General features: G+C 33.3%; 15 protein-coding genes and 2 pseudogenes. 3 read left to right on the plus strand and 14 right to left on the minus strand.

The window, feature by feature from the left end:
• Positions 1 to 200: 200 nt before the first annotated feature.
• Positions 201 to 311: pseudogene (locus AACS92_RS10790) on the plus strand (IS1 family transposase); the annotation flags it as partial.
• Between the two features lie 1231 nt (positions 312 to 1542).
• Here the strand turns inward: AACS92_RS10790 and AACS92_RS10795 are convergent.
• From AACS92_RS10795 to rfaL, 14 genes and pseudogenes are all read right to left on the minus strand, one after another.
• A complete protein-coding gene (locus tag AACS92_RS10795; RefSeq protein ID WP_099111218.1) occupies positions 1543 to 2709 on the minus strand; it encodes a nucleotide sugar dehydrogenase in 1167 nt (388 codons plus the stop codon).
• A 12-nt stretch (positions 2710 to 2721) separates the two neighbouring features.
• Positions 2722 to 3486, minus strand: coding sequence for a glycosyltransferase family 2 protein (locus AACS92_RS10800; protein ID WP_099111219.1), 765 nt, complete (start codon positions 3484 to 3486; stop codon positions 2722 to 2724).
• 246 nt (positions 3487 to 3732) lie between these two features.
• Positions 3733 to 4860, minus strand: coding sequence for a glycosyltransferase (locus tag AACS92_RS10805; RefSeq protein ID WP_099111220.1), 1128 nt, complete (start codon positions 4858 to 4860; stop codon positions 3733 to 3735).
• Between the two features lie 3 nt (positions 4861 to 4863).
• Positions 4864 to 5547: a ChbG/HpnK family deacetylase gene (locus AACS92_RS10810; RefSeq protein ID WP_099111221.1), complete on the minus strand. Its 684-nt coding sequence runs from the start codon at positions 5545 to 5547 to the stop codon at positions 4864 to 4866.
• Entirely contained in the window at positions 5531 to 6253 is a 723-nt protein-coding gene (locus AACS92_RS10815; RefSeq protein WP_099111222.1) for a hypothetical protein, read from the minus strand. Before AACS92_RS10815 ends, AACS92_RS10810 begins: the two co-directional genes overlap by 17 nt.
• Before the next feature lie 16 nt (positions 6254 to 6269).
• Positions 6270 to 7058 carry a glycosyltransferase family A protein gene (locus AACS92_RS10820; protein ID WP_099111223.1) on the minus strand — a complete coding sequence of 263 codons (789 nt, stop codon included), beginning with the start codon at positions 7056 to 7058 and terminating at the stop codon, positions 6270 to 6272.
• Positions 7059 to 7062: 4 nt separating this feature from the next.
• Entirely contained in the window at positions 7063 to 8370 is a 1308-nt protein-coding gene (locus AACS92_RS10825) for an O-antigen ligase family protein (RefSeq protein ID WP_099111224.1), read from the minus strand.
• Entirely contained in the window at positions 8333 to 8890 is a 558-nt protein-coding gene (locus AACS92_RS10830; RefSeq protein ID WP_241537995.1) for an acyltransferase, read from the minus strand. The genes AACS92_RS10825 and AACS92_RS10830 overlap by 38 nt, the downstream gene beginning before the upstream one ends.
• Positions 8891 to 9272: 382 nt before the next feature.
• Complete coding sequence (locus AACS92_RS10835) at positions 9273 to 10529, minus strand: lipopolysaccharide biosynthesis protein (protein ID WP_099111225.1); 1257 nt, start codon at positions 10527 to 10529, stop codon at positions 9273 to 9275.
• Between the two features lie 905 nt (positions 10530 to 11434).
• Positions 11435 to 11759: pseudogene (locus tag AACS92_RS10840) on the minus strand (transposase); the annotation flags it as partial.
• A 641-nt stretch (positions 11760 to 12400) separates the two neighbouring features.
• On the minus strand, positions 12401 to 13771 hold the full coding sequence (gene cpxA / locus AACS92_RS10845; RefSeq protein WP_099111227.1) for an envelope stress sensor histidine kinase CpxA: 1371 nt from the start codon (positions 13769 to 13771) through the stop codon (positions 12401 to 12403).
• Positions 13768 to 14460: an envelope stress response regulator transcription factor CpxR gene (cpxR, locus tag AACS92_RS10850; RefSeq protein WP_099111228.1), complete on the minus strand. Its 693-nt coding sequence runs from the start codon at positions 14458 to 14460 to the stop codon at positions 13768 to 13770. Before cpxR ends, cpxA begins: the two co-directional genes overlap by 4 nt.
• Before the next feature lie 344 nt (positions 14461 to 14804).
• Positions 14805 to 15002 (minus strand): hypothetical protein, encoded by a 198-nt coding sequence (locus AACS92_RS10855; protein WP_153044781.1) that lies wholly within the window; start codon positions 15000 to 15002, stop codon positions 14805 to 14807.
• A gap of 257 nt (positions 15003 to 15259) precedes the next feature.
• On the minus strand, positions 15260 to 16471 hold the full coding sequence (gene rfaL, locus AACS92_RS10860; protein ID WP_193756974.1) for an O-antigen ligase RfaL: 1212 nt from the start codon (positions 16469 to 16471) through the stop codon (positions 15260 to 15262).
• A gap of 261 nt (positions 16472 to 16732) precedes the next feature.
• On the opposite strand from rfaL, the gene AACS92_RS10865 reads away from it, so the two are divergent.
• Entirely contained in the window at positions 16733 to 17374 is a 642-nt protein-coding gene (locus tag AACS92_RS10865; RefSeq protein ID WP_099111232.1) for a lysophospholipid acyltransferase family protein, read from the plus strand.
• Positions 17371 to 18315 carry a phosphatidate cytidylyltransferase gene (locus AACS92_RS10870; protein WP_099111233.1) on the plus strand — a complete coding sequence of 315 codons (945 nt, stop codon included), beginning with the start codon at positions 17371 to 17373 and terminating at the stop codon, positions 18313 to 18315. Before AACS92_RS10865 ends, AACS92_RS10870 begins: the two co-directional genes overlap by 4 nt.
• Positions 18316 to 18330 lie beyond the last annotated feature (15 nt).

Consider the following 18330-nt stretch of genomic DNA (forward strand, 5'->3'; position numbering starts at 1 on the left):
TAATCCGGCGAGCATAGTTTTTATCTGCCGTTTTTTGGACAATTTTTCTCATTTGACGCCGCTCATTGCGCGGAATTGGTGGTACGATGGCCATAACTCAGTCCTTCCTTTTTGTGTTTTTTTGGTTTTGCGATTAAAAAGTTCGCAAAAATAGGACTGAGTTTCTTTGATTCGCCTACCATTTTGAAAAGCTATTTAGCATCAAACGGCTAAATTGGAAAACGATTGGCTACTCCAAATCCGAAGAAATACATGACAAAGTGGTAGGTACGTTCATTGAGCGTGAATACTATCTTTCAGAAACAATTTAACTATTGGCAGTACGACCTTGAGTTGCTCAAGGCGTTTATCCAATGTTTTCAAACGCTGCTGTTGTTCTTTAAGTTCGGATAACAACTTTTCATTATGACCGAGCTAATTGTTATTCTCACTCAATAGAAATTTATGAAGAACTTATTGGTACCTATATTGAAAAATATCATGACCATATTTAATTACCGAAAAACAAAAGATGAAACTCTATTTCTTGCCTGTTCTACAAGTGAAATTGGCCTTTCAAGCAAATGATTAAATAATGTAATCCATATTTTTTTCATCTTTATTTCAATGAAACAATCCAGTATTTCTAGTCTCTTTACATTATTTTGGGGGGAGTACATAATTTTCCTATCATATTCATGTTTGTAAACTTTCTAAAAAGTACTACTATTATATACTATACAAGTAGTAAGTTTTTAAATATTTTTATCTACCTTAATCAATTCTTGGAGGAAGCATAGATTCTTCTATGATTAGTATAGTTATATTTTAAAATATACAGGATATTAAGTAGTAGCTATTTATTTTATATAGCAAAAATGCTTCATTTACGATCTAATAATTGTCGCCAAACTAAGACCAGAAACACGGATAAAGCCTGTTGCGGTTATCGCTATAAAACAGCAGTTAATATAATTTTTCAGTGACATTTCTTTGCAATAGATGGCTTTTAGGTGTGGATTTATTCAAAGTGTGAGAAATATCGAACTGCGTGTTCTAATCCTCAGAAAAGGTAAAGTGTCTTCTATTGCCCAGTTACACCAAAAATTTAATGGTATGTGTCACTGATAAAATTTGCTGGTCTAGCTTTTATCATTCCTGCACGCTATGAGCGTTGCAGATGTTAGAGTAATCTTTTTTAGTATTTTGTGTAATTGCTATTCTTGATTAAACGTGACTGTTTAGATGGTCACGTTTAATCATAAAGCGACTGATAGAAAGATATCAATCCTGAATAGACAGGGCTATATTAATCTTTGCAACCTGAATGTCTTCCAATTAGACGTAATATATACTAATTCAACTTCAATGTGCGTGTTATATATCCCCGCAATGCGGTGAAATATAAGGATTTTTCTTATATTACCCGTTGTAACTTGAAGTTTATCGAGTATAGTCAATTCAATGAATTGATATCATGAGTAATGTTTCTAATGATATACATGTGCTAATTTTTTTGCATAAATTTTATTAATGATCACAGTTTTTTCTGCAATATGACTATTAGTCTTGTCCAAATAAATCACGAGTATAAACTTTTCCGTTTACATCGCTGAGTGAATCAGACATACGGTTGGATATAATTATATCTGAAATGGATTTGAAGTTTTGTAAATTGCGAATAACTCTAGAATTGAAAAAATAATCTTCAGTCATTTCTGGTTCATATATAACAACTTCAATTCCTTTTGATTTAATCCTTTTCATAATACCTTGTATTGATGACGCTCTAAAATTATCAGATCCTGTTTTCATTATTAAACGATAAACGCCTACAATTTTGGGGTTTTTGCTGATAATAGAATCAGCAATAAAATCTTTTCTTGTTCGATTAGCATCTACAATTGCTTTGATGATATTATTTGGGACATTTTGGTAGTTTGCAAGTAACTGCTTAGTATCCTTTGGTAAGCAATAGCCTCCATAACCAAATGATGGGTTATTATAATGGTTACCTATTCTCGGGTCTAAACAAACACCTTCTATAATTTGTTTTGTATTCAATTCGTGGGTTTCTGAATAACTATCAAGTTCATTAAAATATGCTACTCTCATAGCTAAATATGTATTTGAAAATAATTTTATAGCTTCTGCTTCTGTTGAGTCGGTAAAAATAACAGGTGTATCTTTTTTTATGGCTCCTTCAAGTAGGAGATCTGAAAATAGTTTTGCTCTTTCAGATTTTTCTCCAATCACGATTCTTGATGGGTATAAATTATCATATAGAGCTCGTCCTTCTCTAAGAAATTCAGGAGAAAAAATAATATTATTTGTATTATATTTATCTCTCATTCTTTTAGTAAAGCCAACAGGAATAGTTGATTTAATAATCATTACTGCATCAGGGTTATAAATTAAAACATCTTCAATAACAGATTCGACTGATTTTGTATTGAAATAGTTAGTTTTAGGATCATAATCAGTGGGGGTTGCAATTATTACAAATTTAGCGTTACTATAAGCAAATTTTTTATCCGTTGTTGCAGAAAATGTTAGATTTTTCTTATTTATGTATTCTTGTATTTCTTTGTCATAAATTGGTAGTTTCTTTTTGTTTAGAAGAGACACTTTCTCTTGATCAATATCTAAAGCAATAACATTATGGTTTTGAGCTAATAGAATTCCATTGGATAAACCTACGTACCCTACTCCTGATATAGTTATGTCCATTTTTTATATCCTCTATTTAAACTTCTTAACAAACCCAAAAATAGCATATGAAATAAAATAAACTAATGAATTTAGTAATCCTAAATTTAATGTATTTCGATATAAATTCCATTGTGATTTTGCAGCTTTATATTTATTTCCTGATAAGCTTTTGCTTGATATTCTATAATAAGCTAATACTTCTGGAATAGCATAAGCATTTCCAGAGATATCCATGATTTTTATCCAAAGAGCCATGTCCTGTCTTTTTCGTATTAATGGCATATACACTTTTCCAACTTGGTTGGTATCATATATAGCGGTCAAACATCCAATTACATTGGTAAATAACAATTTTTTGCTGTTTGTAAATTTTGGTGCTTTTATTGTACTTTTTAGTTTATTATTTTCATCTATTTTTTGATAATAACTATAAGAAAGAGCACACTTTTTTTCTTTCATAAAAGAAATCTGTCTTTCTAATTTAACAGGATGCCATAGATCGTCGCTGTCTAGAAAAGCGATAAAGCGACCTTTTGCATTTTTTATACAATTGTTTCTTGCGAATCCAGCTCCAAGGTTTTTTTCATTTTTAAAAACTCTAATTCTTGGATGATATAATGCATATTTCGAAATTATATCGTAAGTATGATCTGTTGAACAATCATCAGTAATTAATAACTCCCAATAAGGAAAGGTTTGTTTTAGAACAGACTCTATTGATTTTTCAATAAACAAGGAAGAGTTATAGCTTGGCATAATAATGGAAACTATTATATCATCATCACTTTTTTTCATTTTTTATTTAATTCTCTATATCTTTTTAAGGACTATGAAATCTATTTCAACATTGGTACGTCTATGTAATCTACCTGAAGCAGTATATTTCTTATATATTATTTAGGTAACACTGAGGAATATTTTAACAAAAAATAATTCCATTTTATAGCAAAAGGATAAATAATTAATAAATTATATATTTTCTTGTACAGGATAGTGAAAATGAAATATTACCCTATTAGTAATGTAATGCTTACGTTTTCTTCAATGTTGAATTTTGTTATGATTGATTAATTCTTTTACCATGGAATTCCAAGAATATACAGATTTGAATTTTTCTAGTTCAGAAATAGAAAAAATTGTCGAAGATGCTTTTATTAATGCGTCCGATAACCCTATTGGAGAGTTGGAATCAGAGTATGTAATTAATGAATGATAATCTCTATAAATGCTAGAAGTTGCCGTATCTATACCTTTAGCATCAGATTTAATCGCAACTATAGGTAATTCACTAAACGTTGCTTCTAACAGAACTTGACCAAATGGTTCATATGTAGATGGTAAGCAAAATATATCAGCAATAGAATAATATTTTTCTGGTGATTGGGTGGAGCTAATTAATGACACTTTATCTCTTATATTTAGCTCATGAATTAATTTATATAAATTTTCTTTCTCTGGTCCGTCTCCAACTATAACTAAATAGTAGTTATTGGGCATTAGAGAAACTGCTTTAATTAGAGTTTCAAAATTTTTCACATCAACCAATCTACCTAATGAAAAGATAATTTTTTTATTAATAGGTAGTTGTAGATTTTTCCTTAAATTAATTTTTTCAGGATTAGCTATTTTATGGAACCTGGTATTATCGACACCAGGATTCAACGTTAAAACCTCTTTTCTCTTTCTATAAATAGAAACTTGGTTTTTCATTGTTTCGCTAAAAACGAATAAATTATCTGTCTTTATAAAAACATATTTTTCTAATAATAAATTTAATTTAAATTTTATTTTTCCAAGTATAGTCTCATTGTCTTTTTTGTTTTGATAAAAATGAACTCCAGGCACGATAAACAGAGTCTTTTTTACTCCTAATAATAGCAAGGCAAACGTTGTTATTGTGTGTCTAGAAATAATGATATCATATGAATTAAGATCTTTTTTTAATAAAGTCTTGAGAAGAGATATAAAGAAAAATCCATATTTATGTTGTCGATATCTAGTTATGTTGGAATTAAATGATTTTTCAGTTCGTTTAAATTGATTGCAGTCACTTGCAATTATATCGACAGAGTGACCATCAATAACCAATATATTACAAATACTACGAAGGGAATTTTCCACCCCTCCGATACAAGGGAAAAAGGATGTGTTAACTAAAAGTACTTTCATAATTTAATTAATGTCACATAAAAAAATATTTGTTGTTGAACAGATTGCTTTATTATTGATAGCAATAGGATGAACCATTATTTCAGTGTTATCTTTGGTAAGCTCATCAGAAATGTATTCATCATAGTTTATAAAATATTTAGTGAGAGAAAGTTTTTCCCTTTCCATGATTTTTTGTATGGTTTTTTTATATAGTTTATTTATGAAGTTACTGGTTCCTGAGGTTCTTGGGATTCTAACCATTAGATTATATTCTTTTGCAATATGTCTAACAATCTGAAATATCGGAAAGATTGTATGTATATGGTGATGGGAATCAATATGAGTTATTTTAATGCCATTTGAAATTAAAAATTCCACCTGAAGCTTAAACTCTTTATAAATATTATTTGAAATGTTTTTTTCTAAAAAAATGGAATTTCTACGTATTTTAAAGTCAAATTCATTACCATTTGATAATTTTTTTATATTTAATATGTCTCTATTTATCGGAATTCCATCGTTAAGATTCAGATGAATACCAACAGATAAATTGTGCTGTTTTGTTAGTGCAATAGCTTGTTCAGTTCCTGGCATGTTAGCCATTAGCGTTGCGCTGTTGATGATATTTCTTTTAAAACACTCAACGATTGCTATATTTGTTTGGATTGAATACCCGAAATCATCAGCATTAATTATTTTTCTCATTTTTTATTATCCTCTTAAAAAACAATGTAATAAAATACAATGGTGAATAATATATAGGATAGATAGTTTCATATCCTCCAAAGGAGAATTTAAATTTTGATATCCCATCAAGTTCACCGAAAGCAATTCCACCCCAATCATAAGTGTTAAATTTATTTTCTTTGAGAAATTTAAAATCATTCCAATGATGGAATCGATTAATCATCCCAGTTATTTTATATTCCATTTCTGAGTTGGTAATGGAGTATAATAATTCTACGTAATCGCCTATACATAAATAGACATGAATTGAACACCAATTATTATTTAATGTTGTAGAAGTATAAGTAATATTATCCTTATATTTTCTTAGTCGTTCTTTTGACATTAATGGAAGGTTTAATTTTTTATCCTCAACAAATTTATTATAAAAAATGATGAAATTTTCTTCAGGTATTTTATTTAATTCAAAACTAGGGTTCTGTTGGGAAATTTTATTTATTTCATTTCTCGTGTTTTTTTTTAAACCCTTCCATATTATTTCTATATCATCTTGTAGATTATTTCTAATACTTCTCTTTTTTTCTTTAAATAGTAGGTATGAATAAGGGGGAGTAGTATAACCACCTTTATAAGATGTGGCTTTGAATAAATCGGTAAATGCTATATCGGATGAGTTCCATTTGTCCGTAAATGTAATTCCGATTTTTTTAAATATAAAATTCAAATTTTATCCTTAGTTTTCATCTTAAGTTTGAGAAAAATACTGAAATGGCGAGATTAAAATTCTTTAATGAATTAAATTTATTTATGTTTTTTATTATGAAAAATAAGTATAATATTCGACCTAAAGAAAAGCCAAAAATACGAATAAAGCATAGTAATCTTGAAGCGTATGCATTGCGATGATTGAAAATTGAACCGCTTGATTCATCGGGATGTTCACATATTATGTATGGTATATAAATGCCTTTTAGTTTATCTTTTAATAATCTAGATAAAAAAACAGGTTCGTCACATAAGAAATATTTTTCTCCCGCGCCCATATCTTCTGGAAAAAATAATTTCTTTTCTTTAAGTATATTACTCTTGCATGTTATTTCGATGGTTCCAACACTTAATATAGTCTTAATATTATGCTTGAATTTAATTTTGGAGAATTTTGGTAATATTTTATTTTTTTGGCTATATGAAAATGTGATGAAATCTATGTCTTCATTAGTCTCATATTGCCTCAAGATAAAATCTTGAAATCCGTCTTTATAGGATGTATCGTCATCACAAAATAAAATAATGTCATTTTTAGATTTCTTTATCGCTAGATTTCTACTTTTTGTTACACCTTTTGATTTTAGTTTATAATAATCTATGTCATTTCTATTTTCTAATTTATATGATATATCATCGTAATTTTTTTCATTTATTATTTGGTGAATGATAATTATATTAGTTCTAGGATGATATTCAGGAACTTTTTCTAAAAGAGAATATATACCATCATCATGGGTTGAATAAAGCATATCTAATTTCATGACATTATTTTCTCATGTTTTTTCTACTATTTTTCTTTGCTATTATATAAAGTATGATTATGTTACAAAAGACCCAGGAAAAATGAGTTGTCGTATATTCCGAACGATAAAGAGATGTAACAAGAACACTTAAGAAGAGCATGAATGAAATATATCTATATTTGCATTTTTTTAAGTAATATTTTTTTGAATAAATAGTTTTTCCTATAAAAAACATTCCAATAAAAAATGTTATAATACCTAATATACCTGACTCCCATAATACATCTAAAAATAAATTATTAGATGCGCTCACATTAGTTAAGCTTTTCATTCCTGTTATATCACTAAAGTTTTGTAAGGAGTTTACTCCATGACCAAATAAGATGTTAATTATATTTGAATCAATAATGGAGTTTAAAACAGTTAAATATACAAACACTCTGAATGATTCACCATTCTTTTCACTATTTAGCTTTTCTATAAAGTAAAAATAAAAGTCAGTATTTAGTTCATTTATTGTAAATGCATATATTAGTATTAGTATTAGTATTAGTATTAGTAATTTGTATACTTTGTTTATTTCAATAAATATAAAAAATAATGCAAATATTATTGCAGTATGAATATATACACCTGTAGAATAGGTTCTAAAGATCAAGTATAGTGATAGAGATAAAAATAAAAAAAACAATCTCTTATTCAAAACCACAATCGATATCAATATTGATTCTAATAGTATGGGAGCATAAAAGTTTGGCTCTCTAGTAATAGAGGTTAAACGAAAATTTAATTGACTCTGTATTTCGTGACTAGCCCCATATACATTAGATCGCGTTTCTAAAAATGGTAAATTGTATTTATAAGCAATTATTTGATAAATTCCAAATGCAGCAAAAATTAATGTAGAAAAGAAAGATGCCTTTAAAAAAAACAATAAATTATTAGTGTTTTGTTTTTCAGCCCAATCAGAAATGAGTAATATTGTAATTATACAAGTGGATATAGTTAATATTCTCGAAATAACACTGATAACGTATCCATTATCAGTGATTTTATATATGGAATAAATTTGACCAAATGAACTAAATATGAATATCATCAAATATAAAAAAATAAAGTAAGCTGCTACTTTATTAATTTTGTAATTGGGTGATTTAATTAACTTTATGAAGAACACTATTGAAAATATAATGGCTATTAATACTAGATTATAACGGTCTAAAAAAGTTGTTGATAGAGGAGCTATGATAGCATAAATATATACTATAAAATTCGTTAAAGAATGTGTTTTTTTAGAACTTATCTTTATTTTCCTTGTAGAGTTTTTCATATTTATTTATGTATTCTCCAATTGATTTTATTTTTCTTGCAGGGTTTCCTGCGTATACGCTATTGTCTTCGATATTAGATGTAACTACACTACCTGCAGCTATTATTACATTATTCCCTACTTTTATTCCTGGTAATATTATTGCACCGACACCAACGAACACATTATCCCCAATATAAATTGGGTCTCTATACGATAATCTAGATCCTGATAGCCATACATCTTTTTTTATGACTAAATCTGGAATGAATAAACAAGGAGAGGCATCATGACCTAATAAAGTTGCACCTGTAATTGTGCAATTATTACCTATATAAAAGTGATCACCTTTACTACTATATGAAAATTCAGTGTTGTATATTATGGTATTTATACCTATATGAACATTTTTATTTTTTAACTCTAATTTATTAATTATATATCCTAATTTATCTAGTCTTTCTTGGACTTTTCCCTTATTGAATATGAACTTAAGAATTTTTATTATTAACTTCATGACTTTTATATTTGTTTTTTTCATATTTTTACTGTCCTTTTTTGTAAGGAGCATGAATTGAGCGATTACTATTGAAGTATGAAAACAATTATAGTTTAGCCTATCTTTAATAGAAAATTTGGTGATATACATATAATAGGTATTATATGTATATCATTAATATTATTTTTCATTAATATTTTTTCGTTGTTACAATTCCTTTAGTGTGGTAATTAGGTAGTGAAAGTAGCGAATTTTTATAAATTATCACGTTGTTTTCATCTGATTTTTTCCATACCAACATGATATATTAATTTCCCTGAATAAATAACAAAAAATTTTTCATTAGGAGCGTGTTTTACTATAATGGTAATATATCTAATTATAGATGTGGACTGTTTTTAAAATAAGCTATATATATCTAGTTTTATGATTGGAATATTTTTCCCCAAGGCATATCGGTAATTTTTTTAGAGATTAAAAATACGATTATAAATTGTATGAATTTGGTTATGGCGTAAGAAACAGCAGCTCCAAGCAATCCAAAGCTATCTATAAATAAATAAAGTAATATAATATTTATTGATCCTGAAAATAAAGTGATAAATGCAAAATTGCTGGTTTTCTTGGAGTAATAAATATACCCAGACATGATTAAATACATACCACCAAAAATTTGTCCCAGACATAGCCAGCCAATTATATTGCTAACTGAACTATATTTTTCTCCCGCTATTAAAATAACAAAAAATGGTCCAGTTATGAAAGATAATGCTGCAGCAATAATTAATAAAATAAAATAGATATAAGTATTTTTTACAATTGTTTTTTTCTCATTTTGATTATTTCTTTTTAATCTTTCAAATAACCAGGGTATATAAGCTTGATATAAAGAATTAAATACTATAGCTAGCGAAGAACTTAACTGTACAGCCACCATATAAATACCAGTTTCAGCGATTCCTAATTTTTGTGTGATGAAAAATCTATCGATAGAGCTAATTATAAAAACACCAATATTATGTGGTAATAATGGAAGACCAAATTTTAAAGCTTCTTTTATATTCAGCCAGTTCCATGAAATTATAGTTACTAAGTTATCTCGATAAATTAATAGTAATGAAATAGATGCAATGGTTAAAGAAGTTATTAGCTGGGCATCTATTCTTCCCTGTGCCCCTTGTTTCATATATATAGCTAGTACAAGGGTTAATGACATATTGACTAAGCTGTTTGTTAATTGCAATATTCCAAATGATTTCGCTTTGTTTCGTATTTGCCATTGTACTAATCTTAGTGATATTATAAAGTTGAATATGCTGATTATTACTGCTGTTATTATCCAATTTGCAGGAATTGAAAAAAAGTCTAAATTTCCTTTAAAAAATAGTGCTAATATGATTATCATAAGGCTGCTAATAAATAATATTTGTAAGCAACTACCATTAAATTCTCTTAGTAAATTATCATTTTTATTTGTATCAAAATATTTACGTGTTGTAGCTTCAATAGTGTTTAACCCAATAAATGTATTTATTCCTGTTAAAATTGTTTGAAATATTGCTATTTGTCCATATTCTTCATGGGATAAATAGCGTGTAAGTATAGGAAGAAGTAAAAATGGGATTGCAGCGTTTAAAATATTAGATACTAAATAAATGCTAGCTCCTTTAAGTAGTTTCATTTGTTATCGCCTTTTTATATAACTATAGATTAATCTTCTTGTTACTTTGCTTGTAGTTTAAAAAGAGTTTTCATAAAGATTCGATTTAAAGTTATTTGTAGTATAATAAAATTTTGAAATTATTTGATAATCGATGAATTTGACTTTAATGAATAATGAAACTTTTAATATTTATAGTATATTTGCATTATAGGAATAATCTGTAGGATTTGTACGATTCTCAATGACAAAATTGACTATAATAATTCAACCACATAGTTATTGCAGGGTTCAGGTAGACTGTGACTTTGTCCACATTCTAATCTTCAATATTAACTTTACGATTTTTGAACTCTTTTACACCCCGTGCTATTTTGCTCACTGGGCTTTAAAGCTGATCAATAGCTATTGCGTTTGGTGTTTTTAATTAGTTTTGGCTTGAGGGTGGGTGTAACAGAGAAAGTTGAAACTAGTGTGTTCATATTATTCTTTCCGTTTTCTTTCTTCAAAATCCAAAACACCCTTTTGATAAAACGTCGATTATCTTCAGCTACACGTCCTCAAGTGCTTTTACGTCTTGGCAAATGAAGTTTAAGCAGACTCTGGAGCGATCTGAATATCGTGGCAATGGTGTACTAATGGTCAATCGATTCTTATGATGGAGGGCTATTATTGAACGAAATGTCTCATGACAACACTATCCAAATAACTTATGGACACCGACCTAATTCAAGTCGATGAAATATTTTTCTGACAAAAGTAGTCGCACACATATATTCGGCTTCAAAGAGTCCTGATGGAAATCCTCACTCTGTCTTCATTATTTCAACAGTCTTGAGAGACTGAGCCATTTGTCAGTTTCACAGAGAGTCGGTACTACCTGTCAGTACATCTACTACTACTTACGGACTTAAACCACATAATCCCTCCTTTGAGGCCGCACCTAAACTGTGCTGATGAGCGCGGACAATACTGCCATCAATAAACAACTACTTAGTATCAGAGTCTTTCGCTAATTAGTTGAATAATTAATAAAAATCCCTTCATTTGACCACTCATTAAAACGCTTAAAGACCGTATTCCATTTCCTAGATTCAGAAGGCAGTTCCCGCCAGAGGATCCCAGTTCTTATTCGAAAAAGGATACTTTCCATGATGAGGCGATGGTTTTTTTATGGTAGACAAACAGATTTTGTTGTATGAAGACAAATGGCTTATTCCACACAGGATCTGATAATATAGGTCGTGGTATGAAAGTTCGGGTGACGAGTTTTTTGGCGAAAATAAGGAATCAGATTATCATGCCCTCAATTCCTTTCGAGCAAACGTCAACACGCCCTAGCAAAATTAAAATAGCCTTCAATTAGATATGTTATGACCACTAATTGCTATATTTATCTGATTTTGAAAAATTATAGGAAACGTTGAGATATTGCAATGGTTAGAGTTAAATATGAGTAAAAAGCTTCAATAAAATTAAATCATCAAAGATGGAATATAAATGAAAACTCAATTTTGGAAGCGGGCGCCATAGATCTATTTTGCTAATATGTATGATGCTAAATTAATTATGTGATGATCTTGAACTCAGGGGGAGTGAGTATTGATCTTTTTATTATAAATTATAGGGCATATAGTGTTCAGCCATCTTATCATTTATAGCTAAAGCTACCGCACTAGGTTATGGCTCCCAGAGTGCCTATTATTTTGGAAGTTAAAAAATTCATCTTATTAATATAAAAGGATTTTATTTCTTAATAATAGTAGTCATATTAGCAATTTGTGTTAAGCCGCGACGAGGGTAGACTCTCAACGCCTCAAGGTCAAGTATAATAATCTTTTTTCTTTAATTATTACATGCTGTTATTAGCTATATTTTAGTCAGGCCACTATCTATCTCCCATGCAACGGCAGCCAAATTACCAATCTTAACCCACCTAAAGGGCTATCCTCTGCCTTAACCCAACCCCGATGCTGCTCCACGGCAGTCTCTACTATCGCCAGCCCTAAGCCAGTTCCCCCTGATTCCCTGTCCCTCGCTTCATCCGTACGATAAAAAGGTCGGAAGATGTGTTCACGGTCTTCAGGACTAACTCCCGGACCATCGTCATCAACGGTAATCGTTACGCCATGGTTATCAGCTTTAAATGCAACAGCAATATGGCTTCTGGAGTAGCGGACGGCATTGCGGACGATGTTTTCCAGTGCACTGCCGAGTACTGCCGGGTTGCAGTAGATAATCCAAGGACCGGGCGGTGAAACGATATCCAGAGTTTTGTTCATCTGCTCGACTTCAAATTTGGCATTTTCCAGTATGTCATTCCAGATCTTGTTAGCCTTGATGTTTTCGCGCAGTAGTTCGTTCTTATGCTGGTTACGGGAAAGTACCAGTAGGTCGTTAATCATGCTATCCAGTAACTGTGCTTCTGTTTCAATTCGCTCCAGTTCTTTACTTTCTCCGTGACGGCGGCGCAATAATGCTGTGGCGAGCTGTAAACGGGTAAGGGGGGTGCGTAATTCATGGGAAATGTCTGAGATGAGGCGTTGCTGAGCGGTTACCATCCTTTCTAGTGCGCTAATCATTTGGTTAAAGCTGCTGCCGGCTGCTAGAAATTCCTGTGGGCCTGATTCCAGCTCTGGATGTTGTTTTAAATTTCCTTTTGCTACCTGATCTGCTGCGTTTTTTAGTTTACGCGCGGGTCTTGCCAAACTCCATGCAAGCCATAAGAGCAGTGGTGCGCTGATGAGCATGGTCGCAGCTGGTAACAGAAGAGGGCGATCAAACATCAGATTGATAAAGTCTGATTGTGGGCTGCTTGTCGGGCGAAGAAGGTAGAGGTGATAGTAATCTTCACCATCTCGTATTGAAAATGGCCCCATTATTTCGACACGACCATATTTTTTCTTTTTAGGGTGATCGGAGTTATCTGATTGTCCCATAAAATTGCGTACGAGTTGCGTATCGCGTTTCTCAGTACTGATAACGCGTCCTTCTCCGGTTGCGAGAAATAATCGTTGGTCCGGTGGCACCCATTTGACTATGGCGCGATCCAGCCTTAACCACCAGAACAGATCACTGGGGGGATGTCGGGTTAATTCTGCTTCAATATGCCTGGCTAACTGATTTCCCTGATGGTACTCACTATCTAATAGCGGAGTTAATTGCCGGGAATCCAGCTTAGGCACCATCAGTGCCACCATCAGAACAAGTGCCAGTGTCAGCCAGAAAATTGCAAATATGCGCGCTGTTAAGCTATTAATCATTTCTCTGAAACCATTAAGTATCCGCGCCCACGTAGTGTTTTGAACCAGGGTAATTCATCAGTCCGGTTAGGTAATTTACGTCGAAGGTTAGAAATATGCATATCTATGGCTCTGTCAAAAGGTGTTAGTCGTTTCCCTAATACTTCTTGACTCAAATGCTCACGAGAAACAACTTGCCCAATATGTTGAGCTAACAAATAGAGAAGTGTGAATTCTGTACCAGTTAAATCCAGAATATCGCCGTCAAAATTGGCTTCCTGACGCCCTGGGTTGAGTTGTAGCTTATCTATTTCCAGTATAGGTGTACTGTTGTCGGCTTGTTGTTCACTCCAGTTGGAACGACGTAGGATCGCTCGTATACGGGCTACCAGTTCGCGATCGTTAAATGGTTTGGGTAAGTAATCATCTGCACCCAGTTCTAGCCCCAGAACACGATCTAGGTCGCTTCCTCTCGCTGTTAACATAATAACGGGAGTCTGATGATATTGACGCAGCTCTTTCAGGGTTTCAATGCCATTTTTGCGCGGCATCATAATATCCAGCAGAAGAAGGTCAATTGAAGAGTCAATAAATTGTAATGCCTGTTCACCATCATGGGCGATAACCACATTGAACCCTTCCATCTCTAGTAGTTCTTTCAATAAAGCTGTCAGTTCGCGGTCATCATCAACTAATAATATCTTATGCATTCATTCTTCCTCCGAGAGCAAAATACGATAACAAATTTTGCTATTCCATGACTTTACGTTCTTTTACATGCTCTGACGCTAGTTTGCAGCCGTGGGGCTATATTACCTGCACTGAATCGAATAGTGCTATTCGATAAAGTAAGGAATTACCAAAAATGCGTAAAATAGCAATGTTAGCTTTAGCGTCGAAACCCGTTCTTGGAACGATGATGGTTCTAGTTAAAACTGTTGATACGTGTAGCGACGCTGAGGTTGATTCGTCGCTTTGTCTGCCATACGACAACAGTGATTCTGGTAACTATCTGCGTAACTATGACTATAGTTGTGTCTTTGGGGGAATCATATTATGAAAAGCAGCGATAGCTGAGTGAGTTCTGGCGAAGAAACGGTATCTGCATGAGTACATGAGTAATTAATAACGAATATGCAGACAGAACATCAGAAAACATACCGTCTTTTGATAGCAAAGAAATTTGCGCGTATTCGCAATCAGATTCTGACGCCTGAGAAAGAAAAACAGCTTCATAGATGCTATCAGGCATGAAATACCCAGTATTTGCATTGGTGTTGTTATAACTATCCATAGAACAACATCAATAACGATTTTCCTTGCCATAGACACCATCCCTGTCTTTCAGCCCCGTTTCGGGGCTTTTTTTTATCTGCCCTTCAATATTAATTCCCTTTAAAATCAAAGTGATAATTTTTCATTAAGCGACTGTAGATGATATGAAATTGTCTGAGTGTGGATATTTTGATATCTACAGTTGCTTTTGGTTACTCATTTTCTATTTCTGTTTTACTCATTCAGCCTTTTCTGACAGAGTGCGAGCAGCAAGCCGAAATAAATACCCAAGGTGTTTAGGTGAACGGTTTCAAAGTTTCCTCTCACGATAAAATATCCAGTGAAAGAGATGAGCAAAATCAGTGCAGCTTGTTTATAACAGCTGTTATCTTGCCTCCACTGCTTACCTGATTGTTTCAGGTAAGCAAATATCAAGAACAGAAAACTTCCTAATCCAAATATCCCGGCAGCAAACCATTCGGTCAGAAAAATATTATGGGGTCCTAGAGATTTTTTGAATGTCCAGGTTGGATAGTTTTTAACGTTATCATTATAAATTTGGTCGTAGATATTACCGCCTGCACCATAACCTTTGAGAGGATTTTCCAGAATTAGGTTGAGTGCTGAGCCTTGCGTGCCATTGGTATATCGATGGCTGCTATCGGTTTGTTGCAATTTAAAAGCTAGTGTTCGATTTTTGTCAAGATAACCATGTTTAATAGCAAATAAAGCTGCACAGATAATAACGATACTTACAATCAATGTTTTCCAGTTTTTATTCATCAATATCATCATGAAAAACATAACGAAAACAGCCAACCAAGCCCCTCTTGCCAGTGTTCCCAGTAGTACAAAAGATACTGATAGAATCAGTAAGATCGTCAACGTTAGGCGGATGTAATTCTGGGGTTTTTGAAAATGCCAAAGGGCGACTAATGCGGGGAAGAAGAAGACAATACCATGAGCGATATTACGGTGATTGTAGTTAGTGAAAGGCATAATACCATTCTGATAGTCCTGATAAAACAGACTCATCTCTTTCATCGTGATAAAGAGCAATCCGAGTAAAAATGAGCCGATGATCATTTTCTGGATTTTCAATTTATCCGTTTGGCTTAGCGCTAAAGTAATCAGTATGGCAGAAAGTACCACATCCCTAAAAAAAGGTGTTTTTATCTCATGGAAGCTGAGTTTTGGGTCGGGAGAGATAATGACGGAATAAATAGTGGTTAGCGTGAATATTCCCAAAGCCAACACAAGGTTATTTTTTAGTGCAGCGAGGCATCCTTTAGGGTTTTTTATGATCCAGTAGAGCGCAGCCAGTGCGATTAAAGCAAAGAATAAGTTTTTATAACGGGTAACGCCTGTAACGTAGACGAGTGAAATGTAACCCCCTACGAAAAACGTACTCCAAGATAAATGATTTCTGATTGTTTCTTTAAACATAACCATACCTGAACAAACACGGATTTTAGCGGATATTCTCTATTATTTTAGGGTTTGAGGCACGAAGAAATAACAGGGCGATCATGTAAATTCCGTCAGGCAGGTCTCGTAAACCGTAAATTAGGGGGTATTTCAGTTCCTGTTTTAAGTTATAGGTCTGTTGTTATTTTAGCCAATCTTGATTATCTTACCTGGTCAGTCTATTCAATTAAAAAATCTTATCACTGTTACTCTATATAAAAAGGGATAGGGATACCCTATATGGGAAAAATTTATAAAATCAGTTTGCTGTCGAGAAGCATAGGCGCGATGTTATCGGGCCTGTGTCGTCTCCTGACGGGGGTACGTGCGCGATGGGTTGGTTGCCAGCCATCGACCAAGAGCCGGATTTATTATGCCAATCATTCCAGTCATCTGGATGGATTAGTCATTTGGTCCGGTCTTCCGCCTGTGTTGCGCCATTTGGTGCATCCGGTTGCGGCTCGTGATTATTGGGATAAAACCAAACTTCGCCGTTATCTTATTCATAAGGTATTTTGTGCTGTCTTGATCGAGCGTCAGGGGGAAAACAGTAACAGAAAAGAAATTCTGGCACCGTTGGAAAGTGTTCTGGCGCAAGGGGAGTCTTTGATTATTTTTCCGGAAGGAACTCGTGGGAACGGTGAGAAAATCAATCCGTTCAAGAGTGGTCTGTATCATCTGGCCCGAAAATATCCTGATGCTGAACTTATCCCTGTTTATCTGGAAAATTTAAATCGTGCTTTACCAAAAGGAAAAAGGATATTAATCCCCGTTATTTGTTCGGCGACATTTGGTCAGCCTCTGGATAAATTGGCGGATGATGAAAGTAAGGAAGTCTTTTTACAACGAGCCCAGACTGCATTGGAGGAGCTGGTGTTATGACAGGGATAGATCATGATTTGGTGTTGTTGTTTAGCGGGATTTTTGGCGTACTGATTATTGCCAGTGTGATTGGCGGTATTCTGTCACTCTGTTATTCAAGGGAAAAACGAAACGCAACCATCGATAATCTGAATGCCCGTATTCGTGGCTGGTGGATGATGTGTATTGTTTGTGTGCTGGCCGTAGTTATCGGGCCAATTGGGTCCGTTGTGTTGTTTTCTGTCATGTCTTTTTTTGCCCTGCGTGAATTTATCACTCTCACCCCGACTCGTCGCAGTGACCATGAGGCCCTGTTCTGGTGTTTCTTCGGTTTTCTGCCGGTTCAGTATGTGTTAGTTGGAATGCAGTGGTACGGGCTGTTTTCGGTGTTTATCCCTGTTTATGTTTTTCTGTTTTTACCGGCCCGTATTGCTTTGGTCGGTGATACCACTCACTTTCTGGAACGTACCGCAAAAATACAGTGGGGAATGCTGGTAACGGTGTTTGCCATTAGCCATGCACCGGCTTTGTTGATGTTAGATATCGCGGAATATCAGGGGCAGAATATCAAGCTATTGCTGTTTTTGATGATTGTGGCGCAAATGTCTGACGTTTTGCAGTATGTGTTCGGGAAATTATTCGGCAAGCGACCGATTGTCCCGAAATTAAGCCCGAATAAAACGGTTGAAGGGTTTATCGGCGGTATCTTAGCCTCGGTCTTACTGGGAATGTCGCTGTATTGGATAACGCCATTTTCTCCGTGGGTAGCAGGAGGGATGTCACTGGCTATTACCTTGATGGGGTTCATCGGTGGGCTGTGTATGTCAGCGATCAAGCGTGACAGCGGCGTGAAAGATTTTGGTGAGATTATTGAAGGCCACGGTGGTATGTTGGACAGAATCGATTCTCTTTGCTTTTCTGCCCCTATATTTTTCCATTTAACGCGCTATTTTTATACCTGATACAGACCATCCTGA

The sequence above is a fragment of the Xenorhabdus sp. KJ12.1 genome (assembly GCF_963876495.1).
GTDB classification, from domain to species: domain Bacteria; phylum Pseudomonadota; class Gammaproteobacteria; order Enterobacterales; family Enterobacteriaceae; genus Xenorhabdus; species Xenorhabdus stockiae.

Excerpts from the sequence above, each read along its gene's own strand:
- AACS92_RS10795 (WP_099111218.1), bottom strand. The coding sequence starts at position 2,709 with ATGGACATAACTATATCAGGAGTAGGGTACGTAGGTTTATCCAATGGA.
- AACS92_RS10800 (WP_099111219.1), bottom strand. The coding sequence starts at position 3,486 with ATGAAAAAAAGTGATGATGATATAATAGTTTCCATTATTATGCCAAGC.
- AACS92_RS10805 (WP_099111220.1), bottom strand. The coding sequence starts at position 4,860 with ATGAAAGTACTTTTAGTTAACACATCCTTTTTCCCTTGTATCGGAGGG.
- AACS92_RS10810 (WP_099111221.1), bottom strand. The coding sequence starts at position 5,547 with ATGAGAAAAATAATTAATGCTGATGATTTCGGGTATTCAATCCAAACA.
- AACS92_RS10820 (WP_099111223.1), bottom strand. The coding sequence starts at position 7,058 with ATGAAATTAGATATGCTTTATTCAACCCATGATGATGGTATATATTCT.
- AACS92_RS10825 (WP_099111224.1), bottom strand. The coding sequence starts at position 8,370 with ATGAAAAACTCTACAAGGAAAATAAAGATAAGTTCTAAAAAAACACAT.
- AACS92_RS10830 (WP_241537995.1), bottom strand. The coding sequence starts at position 8,890 with ATGAAAAAAACAAATATAAAAGTCATGAAGTTAATAATAAAAATTCTT.
- AACS92_RS10835 (WP_099111225.1), bottom strand. The coding sequence starts at position 10,529 with ATGAAACTACTTAAAGGAGCTAGCATTTATTTAGTATCTAATATTTTA.
- cpxA (WP_099111227.1), bottom strand. The coding sequence starts at position 13,771 with ATGATTAATAGCTTAACAGCGCGCATATTTGCAATTTTCTGGCTGACA.
- cpxR (WP_099111228.1), bottom strand. The coding sequence starts at position 14,460 with ATGCATAAGATATTATTAGTTGATGATGACCGCGAACTGACAGCTTTA.
- AACS92_RS10855 (WP_153044781.1), bottom strand. The coding sequence starts at position 15,002 with ATGCCTGATAGCATCTATGAAGCTGTTTTTCTTTCTCAGGCGTCAGAA.
- rfaL (WP_193756974.1), bottom strand. The coding sequence starts at position 16,471 with ATGTTTAAAGAAACAATCAGAAATCATTTATCTTGGAGTACGTTTTTC.
- AACS92_RS10865 (WP_099111232.1), top strand. The coding sequence starts at position 16,733 with ATGGGAAAAATTTATAAAATCAGTTTGCTGTCGAGAAGCATAGGCGCG.
- AACS92_RS10870 (WP_099111233.1), top strand. The coding sequence starts at position 17,371 with ATGACAGGGATAGATCATGATTTGGTGTTGTTGTTTAGCGGGATTTTT.